The organism is Variovorax sp. 679, assembly GCF_003952185.1.
GTDB lineage: Bacteria > Pseudomonadota > Gammaproteobacteria > Burkholderiales > Burkholderiaceae_C > Variovorax.
On the sequence record NZ_RXFS01000003.1, the window covers coordinates 649330 to 668614 of the forward strand.

16 protein-coding genes are annotated in these 19285 nt (G+C 68.7%); 12 read left to right on the forward strand and 4 right to left on the reverse strand.

Annotated features, from left to right (window positions below; genetic code table 11):
• Positions 1 to 2: 2 nt before the first annotated feature.
• Entirely contained in the window at positions 3 to 1604 is a 1602-nt protein-coding gene (locus tag EJO71_RS10395) for a GMC family oxidoreductase N-terminal domain-containing protein (protein ID WP_125948083.1), read from the reverse strand.
• 127 nt (positions 1605 to 1731) lie between these two features.
• On the opposite strand from EJO71_RS10395, the gene hemE reads away from it, so the two are divergent.
• Together hemE and priA are read left to right on the forward strand one after the other, a co-directional pair.
• On the forward strand, positions 1732 to 2841 hold the full coding sequence (gene hemE, locus EJO71_RS10400; RefSeq protein ID WP_125948082.1) for a uroporphyrinogen decarboxylase: 1110 nt from the start codon (positions 1732 to 1734) through the stop codon (positions 2839 to 2841).
• 481 nt (positions 2842 to 3322) lie between these two features.
• Positions 3323 to 5398 (forward strand): primosomal protein N', encoded by a 2076-nt coding sequence (priA, locus tag EJO71_RS10405; RefSeq protein WP_125948618.1) that lies wholly within the window; start codon positions 3323 to 3325, stop codon positions 5396 to 5398.
• Between the two features lie 28 nt (positions 5399 to 5426).
• Here the strand turns inward: priA and EJO71_RS10410 are convergent, their stop codons facing one another.
• A complete protein-coding gene (locus tag EJO71_RS10410) occupies positions 5427 to 5636 on the reverse strand; it encodes a hypothetical protein (protein WP_125948081.1) in 210 nt (69 codons plus the stop codon).
• A gap of 185 nt (positions 5637 to 5821) precedes the next feature.
• Here EJO71_RS10410 and EJO71_RS10415 point away from each other — a divergent pair, with 185 nt between their 5' ends.
• Positions 5822 to 6544 (forward strand): hypothetical protein, encoded by a 723-nt coding sequence (locus tag EJO71_RS10415; RefSeq protein ID WP_240651313.1) that lies wholly within the window; start codon positions 5822 to 5824, stop codon positions 6542 to 6544.
• On the opposite strand, the gene EJO71_RS10420 is transcribed toward EJO71_RS10415, so the two are convergent.
• Complete coding sequence (locus EJO71_RS10420; RefSeq protein WP_125948080.1) at positions 6533 to 7558, reverse strand: AEC family transporter; 1026 nt, start codon at positions 7556 to 7558, stop codon at positions 6533 to 6535. The genes EJO71_RS10415 and EJO71_RS10420 overlap by 12 nt on opposite strands.
• 150 nt (positions 7559 to 7708) lie before the next feature.
• Between EJO71_RS10420 and EJO71_RS10425 the strand changes: the two genes are divergently transcribed.
• The 9 genes from EJO71_RS10425 (at position 7709) to EJO71_RS10465 (ending at position 18472) form a co-directional block, all read left to right on the forward strand.
• Positions 7709 to 9817 carry a UvrD-helicase domain-containing protein gene (locus tag EJO71_RS10425; RefSeq protein ID WP_125948079.1) on the forward strand — a complete coding sequence of 703 codons (2109 nt, stop codon included), beginning with the start codon at positions 7709 to 7711 and terminating at the stop codon, positions 9815 to 9817.
• 2 nt (positions 9818 to 9819) lie between these two features.
• Complete coding sequence (locus tag EJO71_RS10430; protein ID WP_240651850.1) at positions 9820 to 10311, forward strand: hypothetical protein; 492 nt, start codon at positions 9820 to 9822, stop codon at positions 10309 to 10311.
• Positions 10308 to 11495, forward strand: a complete 1188-nt coding sequence (locus EJO71_RS10435; RefSeq protein ID WP_171022526.1) for a phospholipase A — start codon at positions 10308 to 10310, stop codon at positions 11493 to 11495. The genes EJO71_RS10430 and EJO71_RS10435 overlap by 4 nt, the downstream gene beginning before the upstream one ends.
• Positions 11496 to 11619: 124 nt before the next feature.
• Positions 11620 to 12459: an ammonia-dependent NAD(+) synthetase gene (gene nadE / locus EJO71_RS10440; protein ID WP_125948078.1), complete on the forward strand. Its 840-nt coding sequence runs from the start codon at positions 11620 to 11622 to the stop codon at positions 12457 to 12459.
• A gap of 263 nt (positions 12460 to 12722) precedes the next feature.
• Entirely contained in the window at positions 12723 to 13904 is a 1182-nt protein-coding gene (locus EJO71_RS10445) for a porin (RefSeq protein WP_125948077.1), read from the forward strand.
• Between the two features lie 29 nt (positions 13905 to 13933).
• The gene (locus EJO71_RS10450) at positions 13934 to 14326 is read left to right on the forward strand and encodes a c-type cytochrome (protein WP_125948076.1); all 393 of its coding nucleotides are present in this window, start codon (positions 13934 to 13936) and stop codon (positions 14324 to 14326) included.
• The gene (locus EJO71_RS10455; protein WP_240651311.1) at positions 14323 to 15762 is read left to right on the forward strand and encodes a D-arabinono-1,4-lactone oxidase; all 1440 of its coding nucleotides are present in this window, start codon (positions 14323 to 14325) and stop codon (positions 15760 to 15762) included. The genes EJO71_RS10450 and EJO71_RS10455 overlap by 4 nt, the downstream gene beginning before the upstream one ends.
• A complete protein-coding gene (locus tag EJO71_RS10460; protein ID WP_125948075.1) occupies positions 15759 to 17054 on the forward strand; it encodes a DSD1 family PLP-dependent enzyme in 1296 nt (431 codons plus the stop codon). The genes EJO71_RS10455 and EJO71_RS10460 overlap by 4 nt, the downstream gene beginning before the upstream one ends.
• A 17-nt stretch (positions 17055 to 17071) precedes the next feature.
• Positions 17072 to 18472, forward strand: a complete 1401-nt coding sequence (locus EJO71_RS10465) for a coniferyl aldehyde dehydrogenase (RefSeq protein WP_125948074.1) — start codon at positions 17072 to 17074, stop codon at positions 18470 to 18472.
• Positions 18473 to 18487: 15 nt separating this feature from the next.
• Here EJO71_RS10465 and EJO71_RS10470 read toward each other — a convergent pair whose 3' ends face one another.
• Positions 18488 to 19183, reverse strand: a complete 696-nt coding sequence (locus EJO71_RS10470) for a TetR/AcrR family transcriptional regulator (RefSeq protein ID WP_125948073.1) — start codon at positions 19181 to 19183, stop codon at positions 18488 to 18490.
• Positions 19184 to 19285: the final 102 nt, after the last annotated feature.

The following is a 19285-nucleotide window of genomic DNA, read 5'->3' on the forward strand; positions in this document are numbered from 1 at the left end:
AGTCAATTGCCCGACAGCGCAAAGTCGGCGCAGCGCTCGGCCAGCATCACCGTGGGCGCGTTGGTGTTGCCGCTGACGAGCGAGGGCATCACCGAGGCGTCGCACACGCGCAGCTTCTTCATGCCGTGCACGCGCATGCGCGCATCGACCACGGCCATGCCGTCGCTGCCCATGCGGCAGGTGCCGCTCGGGTGGTAGACGGTCTTGGCGCGCTGGCGCACGTAGGTCTCTATGGCGTCGTCGGCCAGGTCTTCGGCGGCGGAAGGCGCGAGCTCTTCGGACACCAGCTCGCGAAGTGCCGGCGCGCGCAGGATGCGGCGCGCGAGCTTCACGCCGCGCACCAGCGTGGCGACGTCTTCCGGCGCCTGCAGGTAGCCGCCGTCGAACAGGATCGGCGCCATCGGGTCGGCGTTGCGCAGCCGCACGCTGCCGCGCGACTTCGGCCGCAGGAAGCAGGGGTTGATCGAGATGCCGTGGCCGGCCAGCGGCTCGCGGTCGACGTCGCCCACCAGCACCGGCAGCACGTGGAACTGAAGGTCGGGGCGGCCCTCGCCGGTGGTGTCGACGAAGCCGCCGCTCTCGACCACGTTCGAGGTGAGCAGGCCGGTGTTGAAGAGCGTCCATTGCAGGCCGTGCTTGAGCGCGGTGAGGCCGCGGTCGTTGCCCAGCAGGCTGATCGGCTCGCGCGTGCGGCCGTAGACCGACACCTCCAGGTGGTCCTGGAAGTTCTCGCCCACCCCGGGCAGGTCGCGCGCCACTGCAATGCCGTGCGACTGCAGCTGCGCGCCGGGGCCGATGCCCGACAGCATCAGCAGCTTGGGCGAGGCCAGCGCGCCGGCCGAGAGGATCACTTCCTGGTTCGCCGTGGCCACGATGTCCTCGCCGGTGCCGCCCGCGCCGGTTCGGTAGACCACGCCGGTGGCGGCGCCGTCCTGCGTCAGCACACGCATCACGTGGGCGCCTGTGACCACGGTGAGCTTCGGGTCGGCGCGCACGGCCGCGAGGTAGGTGGCGGCGGTGCTGGCGCGGCGGCCCTCGAAGGTGGTCGTCTGATAGAAGCCCACGCCCGCCTGTTCGGCGCCGTTGAAGTCGTCGTTGTAGGCCAGGCCGCTCTGCTGCGCGGCGCGCAGGAAGGCCAGGCTCAGCGGGTGCCGGAAGCGCGTGTCGCTCACCTTCAGCGGCCCGTTGGTGCCGTGCAGGCCGCAGGCGAAGCGCGCATTCGACTCGGCCTTGCGGAACCACGGCAGCACGTCGCGCCAGCCCCAGCCTTCGCAGCCCTGCGCCTGCCAGCCGTCGTAGTCGGCGGGCGTGCCACGGATGTAGACCATGGCGTTGACCGAGCTGCCGCCGCCCAGCGTGCGGCCCTGCGGCACGAACATCTTCCGCCCGCCTGCCGCGCTCTGCGGCTCGCTCTCGTAGGCCCAGGTGCGCTCGGTGCCGATCACCCGCACGAAGGTGGCGGGCATGTGGATGAAGCGGTCGTTGTCGGGCGGGCCGGCCTCCAGCAGCAGCACGCTGCGGCCCGCCTGCACCAGCCGGTGCGCCAGCACGCAGCCGGCCGAGCCGGCCCCCACCACCACGAAATCGAAAACCTGTTGCGCCATGTTCTGTCCGGATTTGTTGTTCCGGGCGGATGCTCGGCGCTGCGGCGCGCCGTGGATCACCGGGGCGGGTTGGTGCAACTCAAAATGCGCTGTCGGTCAATGCGGGGGCGCCTGCGACAATCGGGAAATGCCTTTCGCCCCATTGCAAAACGACACATTCCTGCGGGCCTGCTGGCGCCAGGCCACCGATCACACGCCCGTCTGGCTGATGCGCCAGGCCGGCCGCTACCTGCCGGAATACGTGGCCACCCGCGCGAAGGCGGGCAGCTTCATGGGGCTGGCCACCAACACCGGCTACGCCACCGAGGTCACGCTGCAGCCGCTGGAGCGCTATCCACTCGATGCGGCCATTCTTTTCTCCGACATCCTGACCGTGCCCGACGCGATGGGCCTGGGCCTCTCGTTCGAGGCCGGCGAGGGCCCGCGCTTCGCGCGCCCGGTGCGCGACGAGGCGGCGGTGGCCGCGCTCGAAGTGCCCGACATGGAGAAGCTGCGCTACGTGTTCGACGCCGTGGCCTCGATCCGCAAGGCGTTGAACGGCCGCGTGCCGCTGATCGGCTTCTCGGGCAGCCCGTGGACGCTGGCCTGCTACATGGTGGAAGGCGCGGGCTCCAGCGACTACCGGCTGATCAAGAGCATGCTCTACGGCCGCCCGGACCTGATGCACCGCATCCTCGCGGTCAATGCCGACTCGGTGGCCACGTATCTCAACGCCCAGATCGACGCCGGCGCGCAGGCCGTGATGATTTTCGACAGCTGGGGCGGCGTGCTGGCCGACGGCGCGTTCCAGGAATTCAGCCTCGCCTACACCGCCCGCGTGCTGGCCGGCCTGAAGCGCAACGGCGCCGACGGCCAGCCGGTGCCGCGCATCGTGTTCACCAAGGGCGGCGGCCTCTGGCTCGACGCCATGCGCGAACTCGATTGCCAGGTGCTGGGCGTGGATTGGACCGTGAACCTGGCGGCCGCGCGAAAGCAGATCGCCGAGGGCACGGACGGCAAGGCCAAGGCGCTGCAGGGCAACATCGACCCGAACGTGCTGTTCGCGCCGCCCGCGCAGATCGAGGCCGAGGTGGCAAAGGTGCTGCAGGCCTTCGGCAAGCCCCACGCCGACCGCGCCACCCAGGGCCCTACGCACATCTTCAACCTGGGCCACGGCATCAGCCAGTTCACGCCGCCGGAGCACGTGGCGGCGCTGGTGCAGGCAGCGCACGCCCAGTCGCGCGCAATGCGCGGTTGACGCTGCTGTTACCAAGCGGGGCGGGTCGGTGCGAGCGCCCGGCCCCCGCAAAAGTCGGCCCGCAGCGGTTTGTCAAGCGCAAAAACGGCATATGGTTCCGTACTTATGCACAAAACACGTGTTGCAGTGCGCAAGATTTCCAGGGTACCCACCTTCCTCGCTCCTAAAGAGATAGCGCTGCTAAGTTGTTGATTTATATAGGATTTGAACTTTGCTTTTTTTCCGGGCAATCCAGCCAGAGCCTTGATTTTCAAGGCTTGGCGACGAGTCCAGCCCGCTTGTCAACAAAGTTATCCACAGGAACTCTGGATGAGATCCAAAGCGCTGAAAAATCAACGACTTAAGCGCTTTTGCTCCAAGCTTCATTAACAAACCTCCGCAAGAAGGAACGCCCATCTCCACAGCCGGATTGCCCCTCGACGAGGCTCCCCACCCGACGAACGGCGCCCCGCCGACGCTGCCGTGGCGGCTCGACGTTGCCGTGCAAACGCCCGCTCATGCCGCGCTCGGCGACCTGCTGAGCTACGCCGGCGCCGAGCCGCTGCCGCCCGGCACGCTGGTGCGCGTGCCCCTGGGCAAGCGCGAGGTGCTGGGCGTGGTCTGGAACGAGCCGGTCTCGCTGGCTGGCGCCGAGCCCGACATGGCGCTGAAGCCCGTGGGCGCGGCGCTCGATGCGCTGGCCCCGCTGGGCGAAGCCTGGCGCGACCTCGTGGCCTTTGCCGCGCGCTACTACCAGCGCTCGATCGGCGAGATCGCGCTGGCCGCCCTGCCGCCGCAGCTGCGCGACCTGTCGACGGTGCAGCTGGCGCGCCGGCTCAAGCGCAAGACGACGGCCGGGCCGGTGGCCGAGACGGCCGAATCGGCGAATCCGGTCGCGCTGAGCGCCGAGCAGACGGCCGTGCTGGCGCGCATCGAGGCCGAGTCGGGCACCTTCCTGCTGGTCGGCAGCACCGGCAGCGGCAAGACCGAGGTGTACCTGCGCTGCGTGGCCGACCTGCTCGCGCGCGAGCCCGAAGCGCAGGCGCTGGTGATGGTGCCCGAGATCAACCTCACGCCGCAGCTCGAAGCCCGCTTCAAGGCCCGCTTCGGCGAAGAGGCAGTGGTGTCGCTGCACAGCGGCATGACCAACCCGCAGCGGCTCGCGAGCTGGCTGGCGGCGCACAGCGGTGCGGCGCGCATCGTGCTGGGCACGCGCATGGCGGTGTTCGCGTCGATTCCCACGCTCAAGCTCATCGTGGTCGACGAGGAGCACGACCCGAGCTACAAGCAGCAGGAAGGCGCGCGCTATTCCGCGCGCGACCTCGCCGTGTGGCGCGGCCAGCGCGAGAAGGCCAAGGTGATCCTGGGCTCGGCCACGCCCTCGCTCGAGAGCTGGCACCAGAGCCGCCCCGCCGAGGGCGAAGACCCGGGCGGGCGCTATGTGCGCCTGGCCATGCCCTCGCGCATCGGCGCGGGCGAACTGCCTGCGGTGCGGCTGGTCGACATGAACCTGCAGCCGCCGAAGACGGTGATCTCGGGCGCGCTGCTCGACGCCATCGGCCAGCGCATCGCGCGCGGCGAGCAGAGCATGATCTTTTTGAACCGGCGCGGCTATGCACCGGTGCTGGCCTGCGGCGACTGCGGCTGGAAGAGCGAGTGCCCGCACTGCAGCGCGTACCGCGTGTTCCACAAGATCGACCGCACGCTGCGCTGCCATCACTGCGGCTTCACCGAGCGCGTGCCGCGCGCCTGCCCGGCCTGCGGCAACCCCGACATCGCGCCCGTGGGCCGCGGCACCGAGCGGCTGGAAGAGCACCTGGCCGAACTGTTCGCCACGGTGAAACGGCCCGACGGCGGCGCGGTGCGCATCGCGCGCATCGACGCCGACAGCACGAAGAAGCAGGGCGCGCTCGAATCGCAGCTCGCGGCCGTGCACGCGGGCGAGGTCGACGTGCTCGTCGGCACGCAGATGATCGCCAAGGGCCACGACTTCCGCCGCATCACGCTGGTGGCGGCGGTGAACCCCGACGGTGCGCTGTTCTCCAGCGACTTCCGCGCGCCCGAGCGGCTGTTCAGCCTGCTGATGCAGTCGGCCGGCCGCGCGGGTCGCGACGCCGCGTACCTCGCCGCGCAGGGCGCCAAGGCCGAGATGTGGGTGCAGACGCACCATGCGCCGCACCCGCTCTTCATGGCGCTGCGCAAGCACGACTACGTCGCCTTCGCGCAGCAGCAGCTCGACGAGCGCCGCGCCGCGGGCATGCCGCCCTTCGCGTTCCAGGCGCTGCTGCGAGCCGATGCGCGCGAACAGTCGGTGGCGCAAGGCTTCCTGAATACGGCAGCGGACCAGGCCGAGGCGCTGCCGGGCGCCGACCTCGTCACGCGCTATCCGGCGGTGCCGCTGGCGATCCAGCGCGTGGCCAATGTGGAGCGTGCGCAGATGCTGATCGAAAGCCCTTCGCGGGCCGCGCTGCAGCGCCTGCTTGCGGGATGGCAGCCGCTGCTGCACGAGCTGCGGCGGGCGCCCGAGGGCAAGGGCGTGATCCGCTGGCTGGTCGACGTGGACCCGCACAGCATCTGATCGGAGCGGTCGACCTTAGACCGCGATTTCAGTGGTAGCCGGTGGGTTCCTTGCCCATGTCCACATAGCGCAGCTCGCCGTGCCTGCGCCGCGCAATGCTCACAGGCCACGCGAACACCACCAGGCTCAGCGCCGCGAGCGCGAGCGCTGTGGCGGTGCCGAACTTGCCGGCATGCCAGAACCAGCCGACCGCCGAGAGCCAGGCCAGCCACAACAGGATGCGAAACAGAATAGCCATCGCGCGCTCCATTCACATCTTTGACTTGGGAACACTGTAGCAGCGCATCTGCAAACCCAAGCATTCATCTGAAGTGATAGCGATAGCTATGCCTTACGGCCTGCCCCGGCCTACCCGAAAATTTGTGAAAAAAGAGTTGACGGCATGCCCCGGCGCTGTTCAAGCTGTAAAGACGCGAACCGCCCGTGGATCGCACACTCCAAACTGCCTCGCTCGTTGCAAAGGTCGCCGTGAAATCGCCGTCTCTTTCTGGTTGGGCTCTCTCGCTGGCGTCGTGCCTCGCCTGCACCCTCGCCCCGCCGGCCGCTTCCGCGGCCGAGCTGGAACTGCAGGGCAGCCGCCTGGTGGTGTCGGGCATGCTCGACGGCACCATGATCAAGGAGTTCACCGAGCAGCTGGGCAGCGGAGCAGTTCATACCGTGGTCTTCGAGGATTCGTTCGGCGGCACCGCCGAAGCAGCCGGAGCGTTCGCCGACGCCATCCGCGCCAGCGGCGTGCAGACCGAAGTGCGCGGCCAATGCATGGCGGCCTGTGCCTATGCCTTCCTGGCCGGCAAGACGCATCGCTTCGGCTACGGGCTGCAGGTCAACGGCATCCTGCTGCCGGTGGCGCAGCGCCCCACGGCCGCCGAGCTGGCGGTGCGCTGGCGCGGCGACGAGGCCCACAAGACGCTGGCCGACTTCACGCCCACGGCGGGCACGGCGGCCAAGCCGGTGGAAGCCAGCGCCGCCCCGGTGGCCAAGGACAACTGGCAGCCCGACCACGGCGTGCTCTTCACCGCGAGCCCCACGCTCTTCGGCCGCATCTACAACACCTACTACTGCGACGGCACGCAGGGCCGCGACTTCTCGAAGTGCGAGCGCCTCGCCGATGCCGACCCGTACAAGCTCGGCGTCCTAACGCCGTAGCACGCTGACAGCGAGCGGAAAGCTCAGGAAGGCGATCACCGTCGTCCACAGGATGATGCGCGCGATGCGCCCGTTGTCCGCGCCGAAGCGCTCGGCCAGCATCGAGACGTTGCTCGCGCTCGGCAGCGCCGCGACCAGCACGATCGTCACCAGCGCCGCTTGCGACAGCGGCAGCCCCAGCGCGATGGCGGCCAGCCCCAGGCCCCATGCCAGCAGCGGGTGCGCGAGCAGCTTCACCGCCACCACCGGCAGCACGTCGCGCCACGGCGCCTTGGGCACGGCCCTGCGCGCCGTGGCGCCCATGGCCTCTGCTACGGCCGCGCTGGCGTCGTGCTCGCGCGCCAGCAGGGCCGAGCGGGCCAGCACCGCGCCGATGGTGAAGAGCGCCACCGGCGAAGCCGCGTCCGCCAGCATGGCGATGGTGCGTTCGATGGGCCCCGGCAGCGGCCAGCGCGCGGCCGACAGCAGCACGCCCAGCAGGATCGACCACGGCATCGGGTTGACCACGATGCCGCGCAGCGCCTTGCGCGCCGCCAGCGTGGCACCCTGGCGCCCCGTGCCGCCGGCCCCGTCGAGCCGCGACAGCGCAATGCACAGCGACGAAGTCACCACCAGGTCGAACGCGATCGTGATGATGATCGGCCCCGCAGCCTGCGCGCCAAGAATGGCCACCAGCAGCGGCACGCCCATGAAGCCGGTGTTCGGAAAGGCGGCCACCAGCGCGCCGAAGGCCGCGTCGTTCCAGCCGATGCGCGAATTGCGCGTGAACGCCACCACGCCCGCCACCACGGCCAGCGCGCAGATGCCCCATATCAGTGCAACGCTGCCATCGAGCAGCTGCCCGATGGGCGTGCCCGCGCCGAAACGCAACAACATGCACGGCAGCGCGAAATACAGCACGAAGGTGTTGAGGCCGGGAATGGCGTCCAGCGGCAGGATGCGGGCGCGGGCCGCTGCGTAGCCCGCCGCGATCAACGCGAAGAAAGGGAAGGTAACAAGGAATACAGGCAGCACCGGAATATTGTCGTTGTTGCCCACCAGCAGGCCGCATCGGGGTGTCCGGCCTACAACTTCGGGGGAGCCGGCCCCGTATCATTGCCCGCTTTGCCGCCTGCCGTTCCCAACGGCGTTCTTCGCGGCCTTTTCAGGTTCTCTTTTTCTCCCATGTCCCACGGTCTCAATCCCGCGCAGCTCGAAGCGGTCAACTACATGAGCGGTCCCTGCCTGGTGCTTGCCGGCGCCGGCTCGGGCAAGACGCGCGTGATCACGCACAAGATCGGCCGGCTGATCCAGTCGGGCATCGAGCCGCAGCGCATCGCGGCCATCACCTTCACCAACAAGGCGGCCGCCGAGATGCGCGAGCGCGCGAAGCACCTCATCGGCAAGGACGCGCGCAAGGTCGTGGTGTGCACCTTCCACGCGCTGGGCGTGCGCATGATGCGCGAGGACGGCTCGGTGCTCGGCCTGAAGAAGGCGTTCAGCATCCTCGATGCCGACGACGTCACCAAGATCCTGAAGGACGCCGGCGGCACCACCGACGCGGCCACCGCCCGCATCTGGCAGTGGACCATCAGCAAGTGGAAGAACATGGGCCTGAACGCCACGCAGGCCGAGGCCCAGGCCGCCGACGACAACGAGCGCATCACCGCGAAGATCATGGCCCGCTACGAAGAGCGGCTGCTGGCCTACCAGAGCGTGGACTTCGACGACCTGATCGGCATGCCGCTGAAGCTGCTCTACGAGTTTCCCGAGGTGCGCGCCAAGTGGCAGGCGATGATGGGCCATATCCTGGTGGACGAATACCAGGACACCAACGCCACGCAATACGATGTGCTCAGGGCCCTGGCCGGCGAACGCGGCCACTTCACCGCAGTGGGCGACGACGACCAGTCCATCTACGGCTGGCGCGGCGCCACGCTCGACAACCTGCGCAAGCTGCCGGTCGACTATCCGACGCTCAAGGTCATCAAGCTGGAGCAGAACTACCGCTCCACCAGCGCCATCCTGCGCGCGGCCAACAACGTGATCGGGCCCAACCCGAAGCTGTTCCCGAAGACGCTGTTCTCCGAACTCGGGGAGGGCGAGCCGGTGCGCATCGTCGATGCCGACAGCGAGGTGCACGAAGCCGAGCGCGCGGTGGCGCGCATCGTCAGCATCCGCGCGGGCGAGGCCATCACGCAGGGCAAGCAGTACAAGGAGTTCCGCGACTTCGCCATCCTCTACCGCGCCAACCACCAGGCGCGCGTGTTCGAACAGGCGCTGCGCAAGGCGCAGATCCCGTACAAGGTCTCGGGCGGCCAGAGCTTCTTCGACCGCGCCGAGATCAAGGACCTGTGCGGCTGGTTCCGCCTGTGGGTCAACAACGACGACGACCCGGCGTTCCTGCGCGCCATCACCACGCCCAAGCGCGGCATCGGCCACACCACGCTGGCGAGCCTGGGCACCTTCGCCAGCCAGTACAAGCTGAGCCTGTTCGAGGCGCTGTTCAGCCCCTCGCTGCCCAGCGTGATGCCCAAGCGCACGCTGGAAGGCATCCACGAGTTCGGCCGCTACATCAACGACCTCGAATACCGCGCGCGCCGCACCATGGGCGCGGAAGACTCGCGCACCTTCATGCTCGACTGGCTGAAGGAGATCGACTACGAGAAGCACCTGTACGACGGCGAGGACAGCGAGGCCGCCGCGGCCTCGCGCTGGACCAACGTGCTGGAGTTCGTCGACTGGATGTCGCAGCGCGCCGGCGGCACGCTGGACGACACCTCGGGCGCCGACAGCGGCGGCATCGAGAGCGAGCGCAAGAGCCTGCTCGAGGTGGCGCAGACCATCTCGCTGCTGTCGACCATCAGCGAGCGCGAGCAGGACCAGGACGTGGTCACGCTCTCCACGCTGCATGCGTCCAAGGGCCTCGAATGGCCGCACGTGATGCTGATCGGCGTGAGCGAGGGCCTGCTGCCCTTCAAGCTCGACGACGACAACGGCCGCCAGCAGCAGGTCAGCGAAGACACGCTGCAGCGCCTGCAGGAAGAACGCCGCCTGATGTACGTGGGCATCACCCGCGCGCAACGCAGCCTGGCCGTGAGCTGGACCAAGAAGCGCAAGCAGGGCCGCGAGATGGTGCCCTGCATACCGAGCCGCTTCATCGCCGAGATGGGCCTCGACAAGACCACCACCAAGGAAGATCCGCGCGAGAAGCTCAAGGCGCTGCGCGCCGAGTTCGCGCGCAAGGCGCAGGACAGCGCCGCGAAGGCCGCCGCCGCGGCCTCGGCACCATGAAGATGACGACGACCACGAAGACGATGAAGAAGACCGCCGCGACCACCGCTCTGCTGGCCGCCGCCCTTGCCGTTCTCTCGGGCTGCGCCTCGATGCGGGCCGGCAGCGCCGACTGCCCCACCGACGCGCGCGACCTGCCGCTGGAATCGCTCTACGGCAACTGGGAAGCACGCTTCGACGGCCTGCCCGCCGTTGCTGTCGTGCAGCTGGGCAAGCACCCCGACTACGACGGCGTGCGCGGCACCATCACGCGCAACGGCGCCAACCCGGCGAAGGCCACGGTCGCGCAGCTCGCGGGCGACGTCGACGACGAAGGCGCCCTGTCCATCGACGAGTCGCAGGACGGCCGCGCCATCAGCGGCGTGTGGTCGGGCAAGCTGCAGGCCGGCTCGTGCGGGCGCGAGTTCAGGGGCACGTGGCGCAATGCGGCCGACGAGAGCACGCACCCGTTCGTGCTCGCCAAGACAGTGGCACAGGAAGGAAAGAAGCCATGACGAAGATGATGAAGACCATCCCTCGATCCCGCTTCAGGCTCAGCACGCTCGCAGCCGTGGCCGCATGCCTGGGCGGCACTGCGGGCGCGGTGCACGCGCAGGCCGTGGACAAGCCCGCGAGCCCGCTGGCCGACTCGCAGCTCACCTGGCAGCAGTGCGCCGCGCTCGGCGCCAACAACGAGGCGCGCCTGGCCTGCTTCGACCGCTGGGCGCAGCAACAGACACTGCCCGCGGCGGCGGTGCCGGCGGCGCCCCCCGTGCTCGCGGCCACGCAGCCGCCGGTGGACGGAACGCTCCCCGCCACGCGCGTGGTCTCGGTGGCCACCACCGAAGGCTGCCGCGACCGCCAGTACTCGGCGCTCTCGCGCTTCTGGGAGCTCGAGAACGCCACCGACTGCGGCACCTTCGGCTTCCGCGGCTACCGCCCGCTCAACGTGTCGGTCTCGGCCGCCGCCAAGAAGCCCGAGACGCCGACCTCGCCCTCGGCCGGCCACACCGCCGACCCGGTTGCCTACCAGGCCAACGAGATGCGCATCGGCCTGTCGGTGCGCACCAAGCTCGCGCAGGGCATGCTCACGCAGAACGATCCGGTGAAGAAAGACTCGCTGTGGTTCGCCTACAGCCAGCAGTCGACCTGGCAGCTGTTCAACGGCGCCATCTCGCGGCCCTTCCGCACCACCGACCACGAACCCGAGCTGATGTACGTCTACCCGACCGACTTCAAGCTGCCGGGCGGCTGGCGTTGGCGCTATTCGGGGCTGGGCATCGTGCACCAGTCGAACGGCCAGAGCCTGCCGCTGTCGCGCAGCTGGAACCGCGTGTACCTGATGGGCGGCGCCGAGCTCGACGACCGCTTCACCATCACCGGCCGCATCTGGAAGCGCATCTCCGAGAGCGCCGCCAATGACGACAACCCCGACATCGCCGACTACTACGGCCGCGCCGAAGTCACCGGCCGCTGGAACCTCAACCGCGACAACCAGCTCGCCGTGACCGTGCGCAACAACCTGCGCGACAGCGGCCGTGGCTCGATCCGCCTCGAGTGGCTGAAAGCCATCGGCGACCCGACCAAGAGCAACCTGCGCTTCCACACGCAGCTGTTCTCGGGTTACGGCGACACGCTGGTGGACTACAACCGCAAGCGCACCGTGCTGAGCATCGGCCTCAGCTTGGTGGACTTTTAAGCTCGCCCCCAGGCTCCGCGCACTTCGTGTCGCTTCGCCAACCCCCTACCGGGGGCAACACCTGCGGTCCGGCAGAGCCGGTTCCGCGGTGTTCCACCGAAAGAATGCAAGGAAGAATCGCCGTATGAATCACGACCTCACCCCCGTCGACGACACGCAGCGCGAGATCATCGCGGCGCTGCACGTCGCTCCCGTCTTCGATGCCGCCCACGAGCTGGAGCGGCGCGTCGACTTCCTCGCCGGCTACCTGAAGCAGACCGGCCTGAAGACGCTGGTGCTGGGCATCAGCGGCGGCGTCGATTCGCTGACCGCCGGCTGCCTCGCGCAGCGCGCGGTCGAGAAGCTGCGCGCCACCGGCTACGACGCCACCTTCATCGCGATGCGCCTGCCCTACGGCGTGCAGAAGGACGAGGCGGAGGCGCAGGCCTCGCTGGCGGTGATGAAGCCCGACCGCACCGTCACCGTCGACATCCGCCCCGCCGCCGACGGCATGCTCGCCGCGCTGAAGGCCGGCGACCTGAAGTTCCGCGACGCGGCGCATGAAGACTTCGTGCTCGGCAACATCAAGGCGCGCCAGCGCATGATCGCGCAGTTCGCTGTGGCGGGCGCGCACGACGGCATCGTCATCGGCACCGACCACGCGGCCGAGGCGCTGATGGGTTTCTTCACCAAGTTCGGCGACGGCGCGGCCGACATCACGCCGCTCACCGGCCTCAACAAACGCCGCGTGCGCGCGGTGGCGCAGCTGCTGGGTGCGCCCGACGCGCTGGTCTACAAGGTGCCGACCGCCGACCTCGAATCGCTGGTGCCGGGCAAGCCCGACGAGGACGCCTTCGGCGTCACCTACGAGCAGATCGACGACTTCCTCGAAGGCAAGCCGGTGTCGGCCGAGGCACGCCGGATCATCCTTTCCACGCATCGCAAGAGCGCGCACAAGCGCGCGCTGCCCGTCGAGCCTTTCTGACGGCGACGGCCGCGAAGGAATCGCGCGCGGCCCTTCTTCCCTTTTCCTGAAAGCATCGCGCCCCGTCATCGGGGCGCGATGCTTTCAGGCGCCCGTCCGCTTCCCGCTTTCGCCAAGAACGGCGATTCACAATAAAACGTTGGCTTTTTCAAGAACATCGTTCTACCATCTGCCCGCGCCGGAAACACGGCGCACTTCCGGCGACGAGCCCGCCCACGAGCAGGCCGCGCCCCCACTCGGTCTGGGCAGATGAAGGAGACAACATGAAGAGAAGAACAGCCGCCGCGCTGGGCGCGGCGCTGTGCGCCGGCGGCGCATGGGCACAGAGCAGCCTCACGCTGTACGGCACGATCGACGCGAGCCTGCGCTACGAAACCAACGCCACCGACTACGCGCCCGACGGCACGCCGGTCGGCACCCGCTCCAGGTTGCGCATGACCAAGGGCGGCGGCCTGTCGGACAGCTTCTGGGGCGTGAAGGGCGCCGAAGACCTCGGCGGCGGCCTGCAGGCGCTGTTCCAGATGGAAAGCCGCTTCGACATCCGCAACGGCAAGCTCACGCCCGACGACACCACCTACTTCCAGATTTCGTACGTCGGCCTGCAATCGTCATCGTGGGGACAGCTCACCTTCGGACGGCAGTACAACGTGGCCATGGAGGCAGCGTCGCTGGCCTACGGCTCCAACCTCTGGGCCGACTACTTCAACGCCTTCAAGCCCGAGCACACGCTGCTGGCGGCGAGCAAGACCAACAACATGATCCACTACGGCGCGCAGCTCGGCGACGTGGTGCTGCTCGCGCAATACGCCATCGGCGAGGGCGACCGCCCCGGCGGCGGAGGCCGGCGCGGCAGCCAGTACGGCGTCGGCGCGGCCTACGTGCCGGAGAAGGGCCCGCTCAAGCTCAGTGGCGCGTGGATGCGCACCGTCGACGACAACTCGCGCGCGAAGTTCGACATCCACACGGCCGGCGTGCAGTTCGTGATCGGCGACTCGGTCACGGTGCAGGCCGGCTACATCCAGAACCGGCGCGACAACGACTTCACATCCTTCGCCAACGGGCCGTTCGGACCGGTCGATCTCGCCGGCCTGGGCATCATCTCGCCCGCGCAGGTGATGGACCCGACCCTTCCGGGCGGCTTCAGCAAGCGCCGCATGATCCTCGGCGGCGTCACCTACAAGCCCATGCCGCTGCTCACGCTCGCGGCCAACGTGTGGTTCACGCGGCAGCGCGGCTACACCGCCGACTTCGACGGATCGGCGCGCCAGTTCCAGCTGGTGGCGGGCTATGCGCTGTCGAAGCGGACGATGCTCTACGCGGAGATCGACCGCTCCGTCTATCGCGGCGGACTGGTCGGCGCGCAGCTCGTGGGCCTCAACGGCCAGAGCCCCACGGTGGCGCATACGCAGACCGGCACCACCATCGGCATCCGGCACAGCTTCTGAGACACGGACAGAACGGAGACAACGCGCGCATGCGATCCGCCTTTTCCATCTTCATCCGCTGCGGCCTCCCGGCCCTGCTGCTCACCGGCCTCGCCGCCTGCAAGGAAGAGCAGGCGCAGGCCTCCGTCATGTCCGATGCGCAGCGGGCCGAATCGCTGCAGCCGGCCGACCCCGCACTGCGTGCGATCTACCAGCGCTCGTGCGCGGCCTGCCATACCTCCGTCGACGCGAAGGCGCCGCTGACCGGCTCCACCGCGCAATGGAAGCCCCGGCTGGACAAGGGCATGGACCTGCTCGTCAAGCACGCGATGGAAGGCTTCAACGCCATGCCGCCGAAGGGCCTGTGCGCGGACTGCAGCGCGGCCGACATGCGCGCGCTGATCGGATTCATGAGCCACCAGGGAAAGGACGAACGCCAATGAACGACAACGCCGCCAACGAGGACCGCGAAGGCCGCCGCATGATGCTGAAGGCCGGTGCGGGCATCGCGGTGACCGCGGCTCTTGCGGGACACGGCCTGCAAGCCCATGCGGCGGCAGACGCGGGCACGCCGACAGCAGCCTCGCCCACCACATCGCAGCCCGTCGCCTGGACGAACTGGTCCGGCATCCAGCGCTGCACGCCCCGCGCCATCGAGACGCCGGGCAATGAAGCCGAACTCGCTGAGATGCTGCGCAAGGCAGGCCCCGGCGGCATCCGCTGCGTCGGTGCCGGTCATTCGTTCACCCCGCTGGTGCCGACCGAATCCACGATGGTCTCGCTCGACCGCATGTCGGAGCTCGTGTCGATCGACGCACAGGCCCGGACCGTCACGCTGCAGGCCGGCGCGCGCCTCGCGCTGCTGTCGCGCCAGCTCGACGCGAAAGGCTTCGGGCTGCGCAACCTGCCGGACATCGACACGCAATCCTTCGCAGGTGCCATCGCAACCGCCACACACGGCACGGGCCTCGCGCTGCCGGCGCTGCATGCCGACGTGATTGCGCTGCGCCTGATGACGCCGCAGGGCGAAGTGCTCGAATGCAGCGAGCAGCGCAATCCCGACCTGCTCGCCGCCGCGCGCGTGTCGCTCGGCAGCCTGGGCGTGCTCACGCAGGCCACGGTGCGCGTGCTGCCGGCCTTCAACCTGCACCGCCGGGTGTTCCTCCGGCCGCTGCAGGCCATGCTCGACGAGGCACCGGCGCTGGCGGAGAAGCACCGGAACTTCGAGTTCTACGTGCTGCCGCACACGGGCTACGCGGCAGGCATCGTCAACGACGTCTACACCGGCAGCGACACCGCGCAGCCGCCTTCCGCCGACGAGGACATGCTGCGCGACCTGCGCCGCTTGCGCGACTGGCTCGGCTGGTTCCCCTCGCTGCGCCGCTGGGTGGCGAACAGGCTGATCGACGGCGACCAGACCGAGGAGGCGAAGAACCGCTCGTGGAAGCTGCTCTCCACGCAGCGCCCCACGAAGTTCAACGAGACCGAATGCCACGTGCCGCGCGCCGACGGCATCGCCTGCGTGCGCGAGGTGATCGCCGCGCTGGAGCGCCGCGACGACGTGTTCTTTCCGCTGGAGTTCCGGTTCGTGAAGTCCGACGACGCATGGCTGAGCCCCTTCCACGAGCGCGACAGCTGCTCCATCGCCGTGCACGCGGCGCAGGGCGAGCCCTACGACTACCTGCTCTCCGAGATCGGCCCCATCTACCGCAAGTACCAGGGCCGCCCGCACTGGGGCAAGCTCCATGACCTCGGCCCCGCGCAGCTCGCTACCCTCTATCCGCGCTGGAACGACTTCCTCGCGCTGCGTGCGAAGCTCGATCCGCAAGGGCGCATGCTCAACCCCTATCTGCGTCAACTGTTCGGAGTCTCCGCATGAGCAGCAGCAAGAGAAGAAAGATCCTGCTGGGCGCCGCCGGCGTGGCGGCGGTCGGTGCCGTGGGCGCCTTCGCCCTGCGCCCCGGCGACAACGGCGCGCCGCACGACGGCTACTTCGCCGCGCTCAACGCGGAGCTGAAGAAGAACGGTCCGATGCGCCCCTGCATGGTCATCGACCTCGACCGCATGGACCGCAACATCGACCTGGTGATGCAGAGCCTGCGCCGGGGCGGCAAGCACTACCGCATCGTGGAGAAGTCGCTGCCCTCGCAGGCGCTGATCGACTACGTGGCGAAGCGCTCGGGCACGAAGCGGCTGATGTCCTTCCACCAGCCCTTCCTGAACATCGACGCGCGAATCTTTCCTGACTTCGACATCCTCATGGGCAAGCCGCTGCCAGTGCGCTCGGCCGAGCTGTTCTACGCGCAGCACAAGGGCCCCTTCGACGCATCGCGCCAGCTGCAATGGCTGCTCGACACGCCCGAGCGGCTGCAGCAGTACCTGGCGCTGGCCAGGGGGCTGGGCACGCGGATGCGCATCAACATCGAGATCGACGTGGGCCTGCACCGCGGCGGCGTGGCCGACAACGCCACGCTGGGCCACATGCTCGACATGATCGCGGCCAACCCGCAGCAGCTCGAGTTCGCCGGCTTCATGGGCTACGACGCGCACGTCGGCTTCGGCGTGCCGAAAGCGCTGGGCACACCGCAGGAGCTGCTGGCGAAGGCCATGGCGATCTACCAGGGCTTCGTCGATCATGTTCGCGGCCAGTACCCGGCGTTGTGGAAGGACGGCCTCACGCTCAACACCGGCGGCAGCCCGAGCTACAAGCTGCACGAGGCCGAGAAGCTCAGCACCGAGGTCAGCACCGGCACCGCACTGCTCAAGCCCACGCATTACGACATCGAGACACTGGCCGCGCACGAGCCGGCCGCCTTCATCGCAACGCCGGTCATCAAGGCCACGGGGCCGGTGCAGATTCCCGCGCTCGACGGCAAGTCCAAGGTGTTCTCATGGTGGGACGTGAACCAGCGCCAGACCTACTACATCTATGGCGGCTACTGGCTGGCCGAATACGAGTCGCCGAAGGGGCTGCAGTTCAACGGCATCCTCGGGCACAGTGCCAACCAGGAGAACGTGAACGGCTCGCCGGCCACCGGCCTGAAGGTGGACGACCAGGTGTTCCTGCGGCCCGCCATCGCCGAGGGTGTGCTGCTGCAGTTCGGCGACCTTGTCACGCTGCGCGGCGGCAAGGTGCAGGACCACTGGCCGGTGTACCAACAGGCGGGCTGAAGCCCATGCAGGAAACCATGACACACGACGAGATGCGACAGACCTTCGACACCATGCGCGCCGCGAGCCTGCGCGCGCAGACGCCGCCGTGGAGCGAGCGCGCCGACCGCCTGAAGCGCCTTCGCGCGCTGGTGAAGGACAACCGCCGTGAGATCGCCGCGGCCATCAGCGCCGATTTCCACCACCGGGCCACGCAGGAGACAGAGCTCGCCGAAGTCTTCCCCAGCATCGAGGGCCTGCAGCACGCGCTGGCGCACGGCAAGGGCTGGATGCGCGTGCGCCGCCGCTCCACCGGGCTGTGGTTCAAGCCCGCGTCGTCACGCCTCATGCCGCAGCCGCTGGGCGTGGTGGGCATCGTGGTGCCATGGAACTATCCGCTGTACCTGGCGGTGGGGCCGATGACTTCGGCGCTGGCTGCGGGCAACCGCGTGATGGTGAAGCAGTCGGAGTTCACGCCGCGCTTCGCCGAGCTGTTCGCCGCGCTGGTACGCAAGCATTTCGCCGAGGACGAGATCGCGATCGTCAACGGCGACGCCGAGACCGCGCGCGCCTTCTCCAGCCTGCCCTTCGACCACCTTCTGTTCACCGGCTCCACCGCAGTCGGCCACCACGTGATGCGCGCCGCGAGCGAGCACCTCACGCCGGTGACGCTGGAACTGGGCGGCAAGTCGCCCGCGATCGTCGGGCCCGAGGCCAACTTCGACAAGGCGGTCGAGCGCATCCTGGTCGGCAAGACGCTCAACGCGGGCCAGACCTGCATCGCGCCCGACTACGTGCTGGTGCCCGAAGGCCAGCAGCAGCGCTTCGCCGAGAGCGCCCGGCGCGTGTTCGGCGCGATGTATCCCTCGCTGCCCACCAACAACGACTACACCAGCATCGTGAGCCCGCGCCACTTCGCACGACTGCAGGAGCTGTCGGCATCGGCGCAGCAGCAGGGTGCGGTGGCCGTGCCGCTGTCGGACATGCCAGCCGACCCTGCGACGCGCCGCTTTCCGCCCGTGCTGCTGACCGGCGTGAACGACGGCATGCGCGTGATGCAGGAGGAGATCTTCGGCCCGCTGCTGCCGGTGCTGCCCTACCGGGACATCGGCGAGGCCATCGCGTACGTCAACGCACGCCCGCGTCCGCTCGCGCTCTACCTGTTCGAGAAGAACCGCGCGACCATCGAGCGGGTGATGCAGAACACGGTGACGGGCGGCGTGTCCATCAACGAAACCCTGCTGCACGTCGCGCAGGACGACCTCCCCTTCGGTGGCGTCGGAGCGAGCGGCATGGGCTCGTACCACGGCGAGGACGGCTTTCGTACCTTCTCGAAGATGAAGCCGATCTTCCAGCAGTCGGCGCTCAACGGGCTGGGCCTGTTCAGGCCGCCCTACGGCAAGACCTTCGAGCGAATGATGAAGCTGCTGGTGCGCTGAAACGGCGCCGGCAGGTCAGCGCTTGCCGGACGACGACAGCAGCTTGATCGCCGCCGCCGATTTGCTCCCCGGAAAGCGCTGCACGATGCCCAGCAACAGGATGTCGAGCAGCAGGTCGAGGTGCGGCGCGGCGTCGAGCCGCTCGATCCACGGGTCGTCGCCGGTGGACACGCGCAGCGAGGTCATGCCGTGCATGCCTTCCCAGATGATCTGCGTGGCCACGGCCAGCTGCTTCTCGTCGGCCGCCACGTAGCCCTCGTCCGCCAGCTGCGCGACGAGGCTGCAGACGAAGGCGTAGGGGTCGTTCTCGGGGTCGCCGAAGGTCAGCGTGGAGGTCTCGATGGGCGCGGCCGGGCGGCGCTCCATGAACACCAGGAAATACTGGTCGGGGTGCTTCAGGCCGTTCTCGACGTAGGCATGGCAGGCCAGCCGGATGCGCTCGAGCGCCGTGGCACCGTCGGCCACCGCCGAGCGCATCAGCTTGTGCAGGCGGATCAGGTCGTCGTCGATCGCGCTGGTGATCATGGTGGCCTTGTCGCCGAAAAGCGCGTAGACCACGGTGTTGGAGAAGCCCGACTCCTCCGCCACCTTGCGCATGGTGATCTCGCGGGCGCCGCTCTTGACGATCATCTTGCGCACCACCTTCAGGATGTCCTTGCGGCGTTGCTCCAGCTCTCGTTGCTTGCGTTCCTGAAGGCTGCTTGTGGCCATGGCGTCTCGGGTCCGGCGTCTTTCGTCTGTGATTCGTCTCTTCGGGCGAATCTTAGCCGGGGACGGACGGCGGCCCGCCCATTGCACCCTGCCGGCGCAGGG

Bases quoted from the DNA above. Each gene is read 5' to 3' on its own strand.
- EJO71_RS10395 (WP_125948083.1), bottom strand. From the start codon at position 1,604: ATGGCGCAACAGGTTTTCGATTTCGTGGTGGTGGGGGCCGGCTCGGCC.
- hemE (WP_125948082.1), top strand. From the start codon at position 1,732: ATGCCTTTCGCCCCATTGCAAAACGACACATTCCTGCGGGCCTGCTGG.
- EJO71_RS10410 (WP_125948081.1), bottom strand. From the start codon at position 5,636: ATGGCTATTCTGTTTCGCATCCTGTTGTGGCTGGCCTGGCTCTCGGCG.
- EJO71_RS10425 (WP_125948079.1), top strand. From the start codon at position 7,709: ATGTCCCACGGTCTCAATCCCGCGCAGCTCGAAGCGGTCAACTACATG.
- EJO71_RS10430 (WP_240651850.1), top strand. From the start codon at position 9,820: ATGACGACGACCACGAAGACGATGAAGAAGACCGCCGCGACCACCGCT.
- EJO71_RS10435 (WP_171022526.1), top strand. From the start codon at position 10,308: ATGACGAAGATGATGAAGACCATCCCTCGATCCCGCTTCAGGCTCAGC.
- nadE (WP_125948078.1), top strand. From the start codon at position 11,620: ATGAATCACGACCTCACCCCCGTCGACGACACGCAGCGCGAGATCATC.
- EJO71_RS10445 (WP_125948077.1), top strand. From the start codon at position 12,723: ATGAAGAGAAGAACAGCCGCCGCGCTGGGCGCGGCGCTGTGCGCCGGC.
- EJO71_RS10450 (WP_125948076.1), top strand. From the start codon at position 13,934: ATGCGATCCGCCTTTTCCATCTTCATCCGCTGCGGCCTCCCGGCCCTG.
- EJO71_RS10455 (WP_240651311.1), top strand. From the start codon at position 14,323: ATGAACGACAACGCCGCCAACGAGGACCGCGAAGGCCGCCGCATGATG.
- EJO71_RS10460 (WP_125948075.1), top strand. From the start codon at position 15,759: ATGAGCAGCAGCAAGAGAAGAAAGATCCTGCTGGGCGCCGCCGGCGTG.
- EJO71_RS10465 (WP_125948074.1), top strand. From the start codon at position 17,072: ATGACACACGACGAGATGCGACAGACCTTCGACACCATGCGCGCCGCG.
- EJO71_RS10470 (WP_125948073.1), bottom strand. From the start codon at position 19,183: ATGGCCACAAGCAGCCTTCAGGAACGCAAGCAACGAGAGCTGGAGCAA.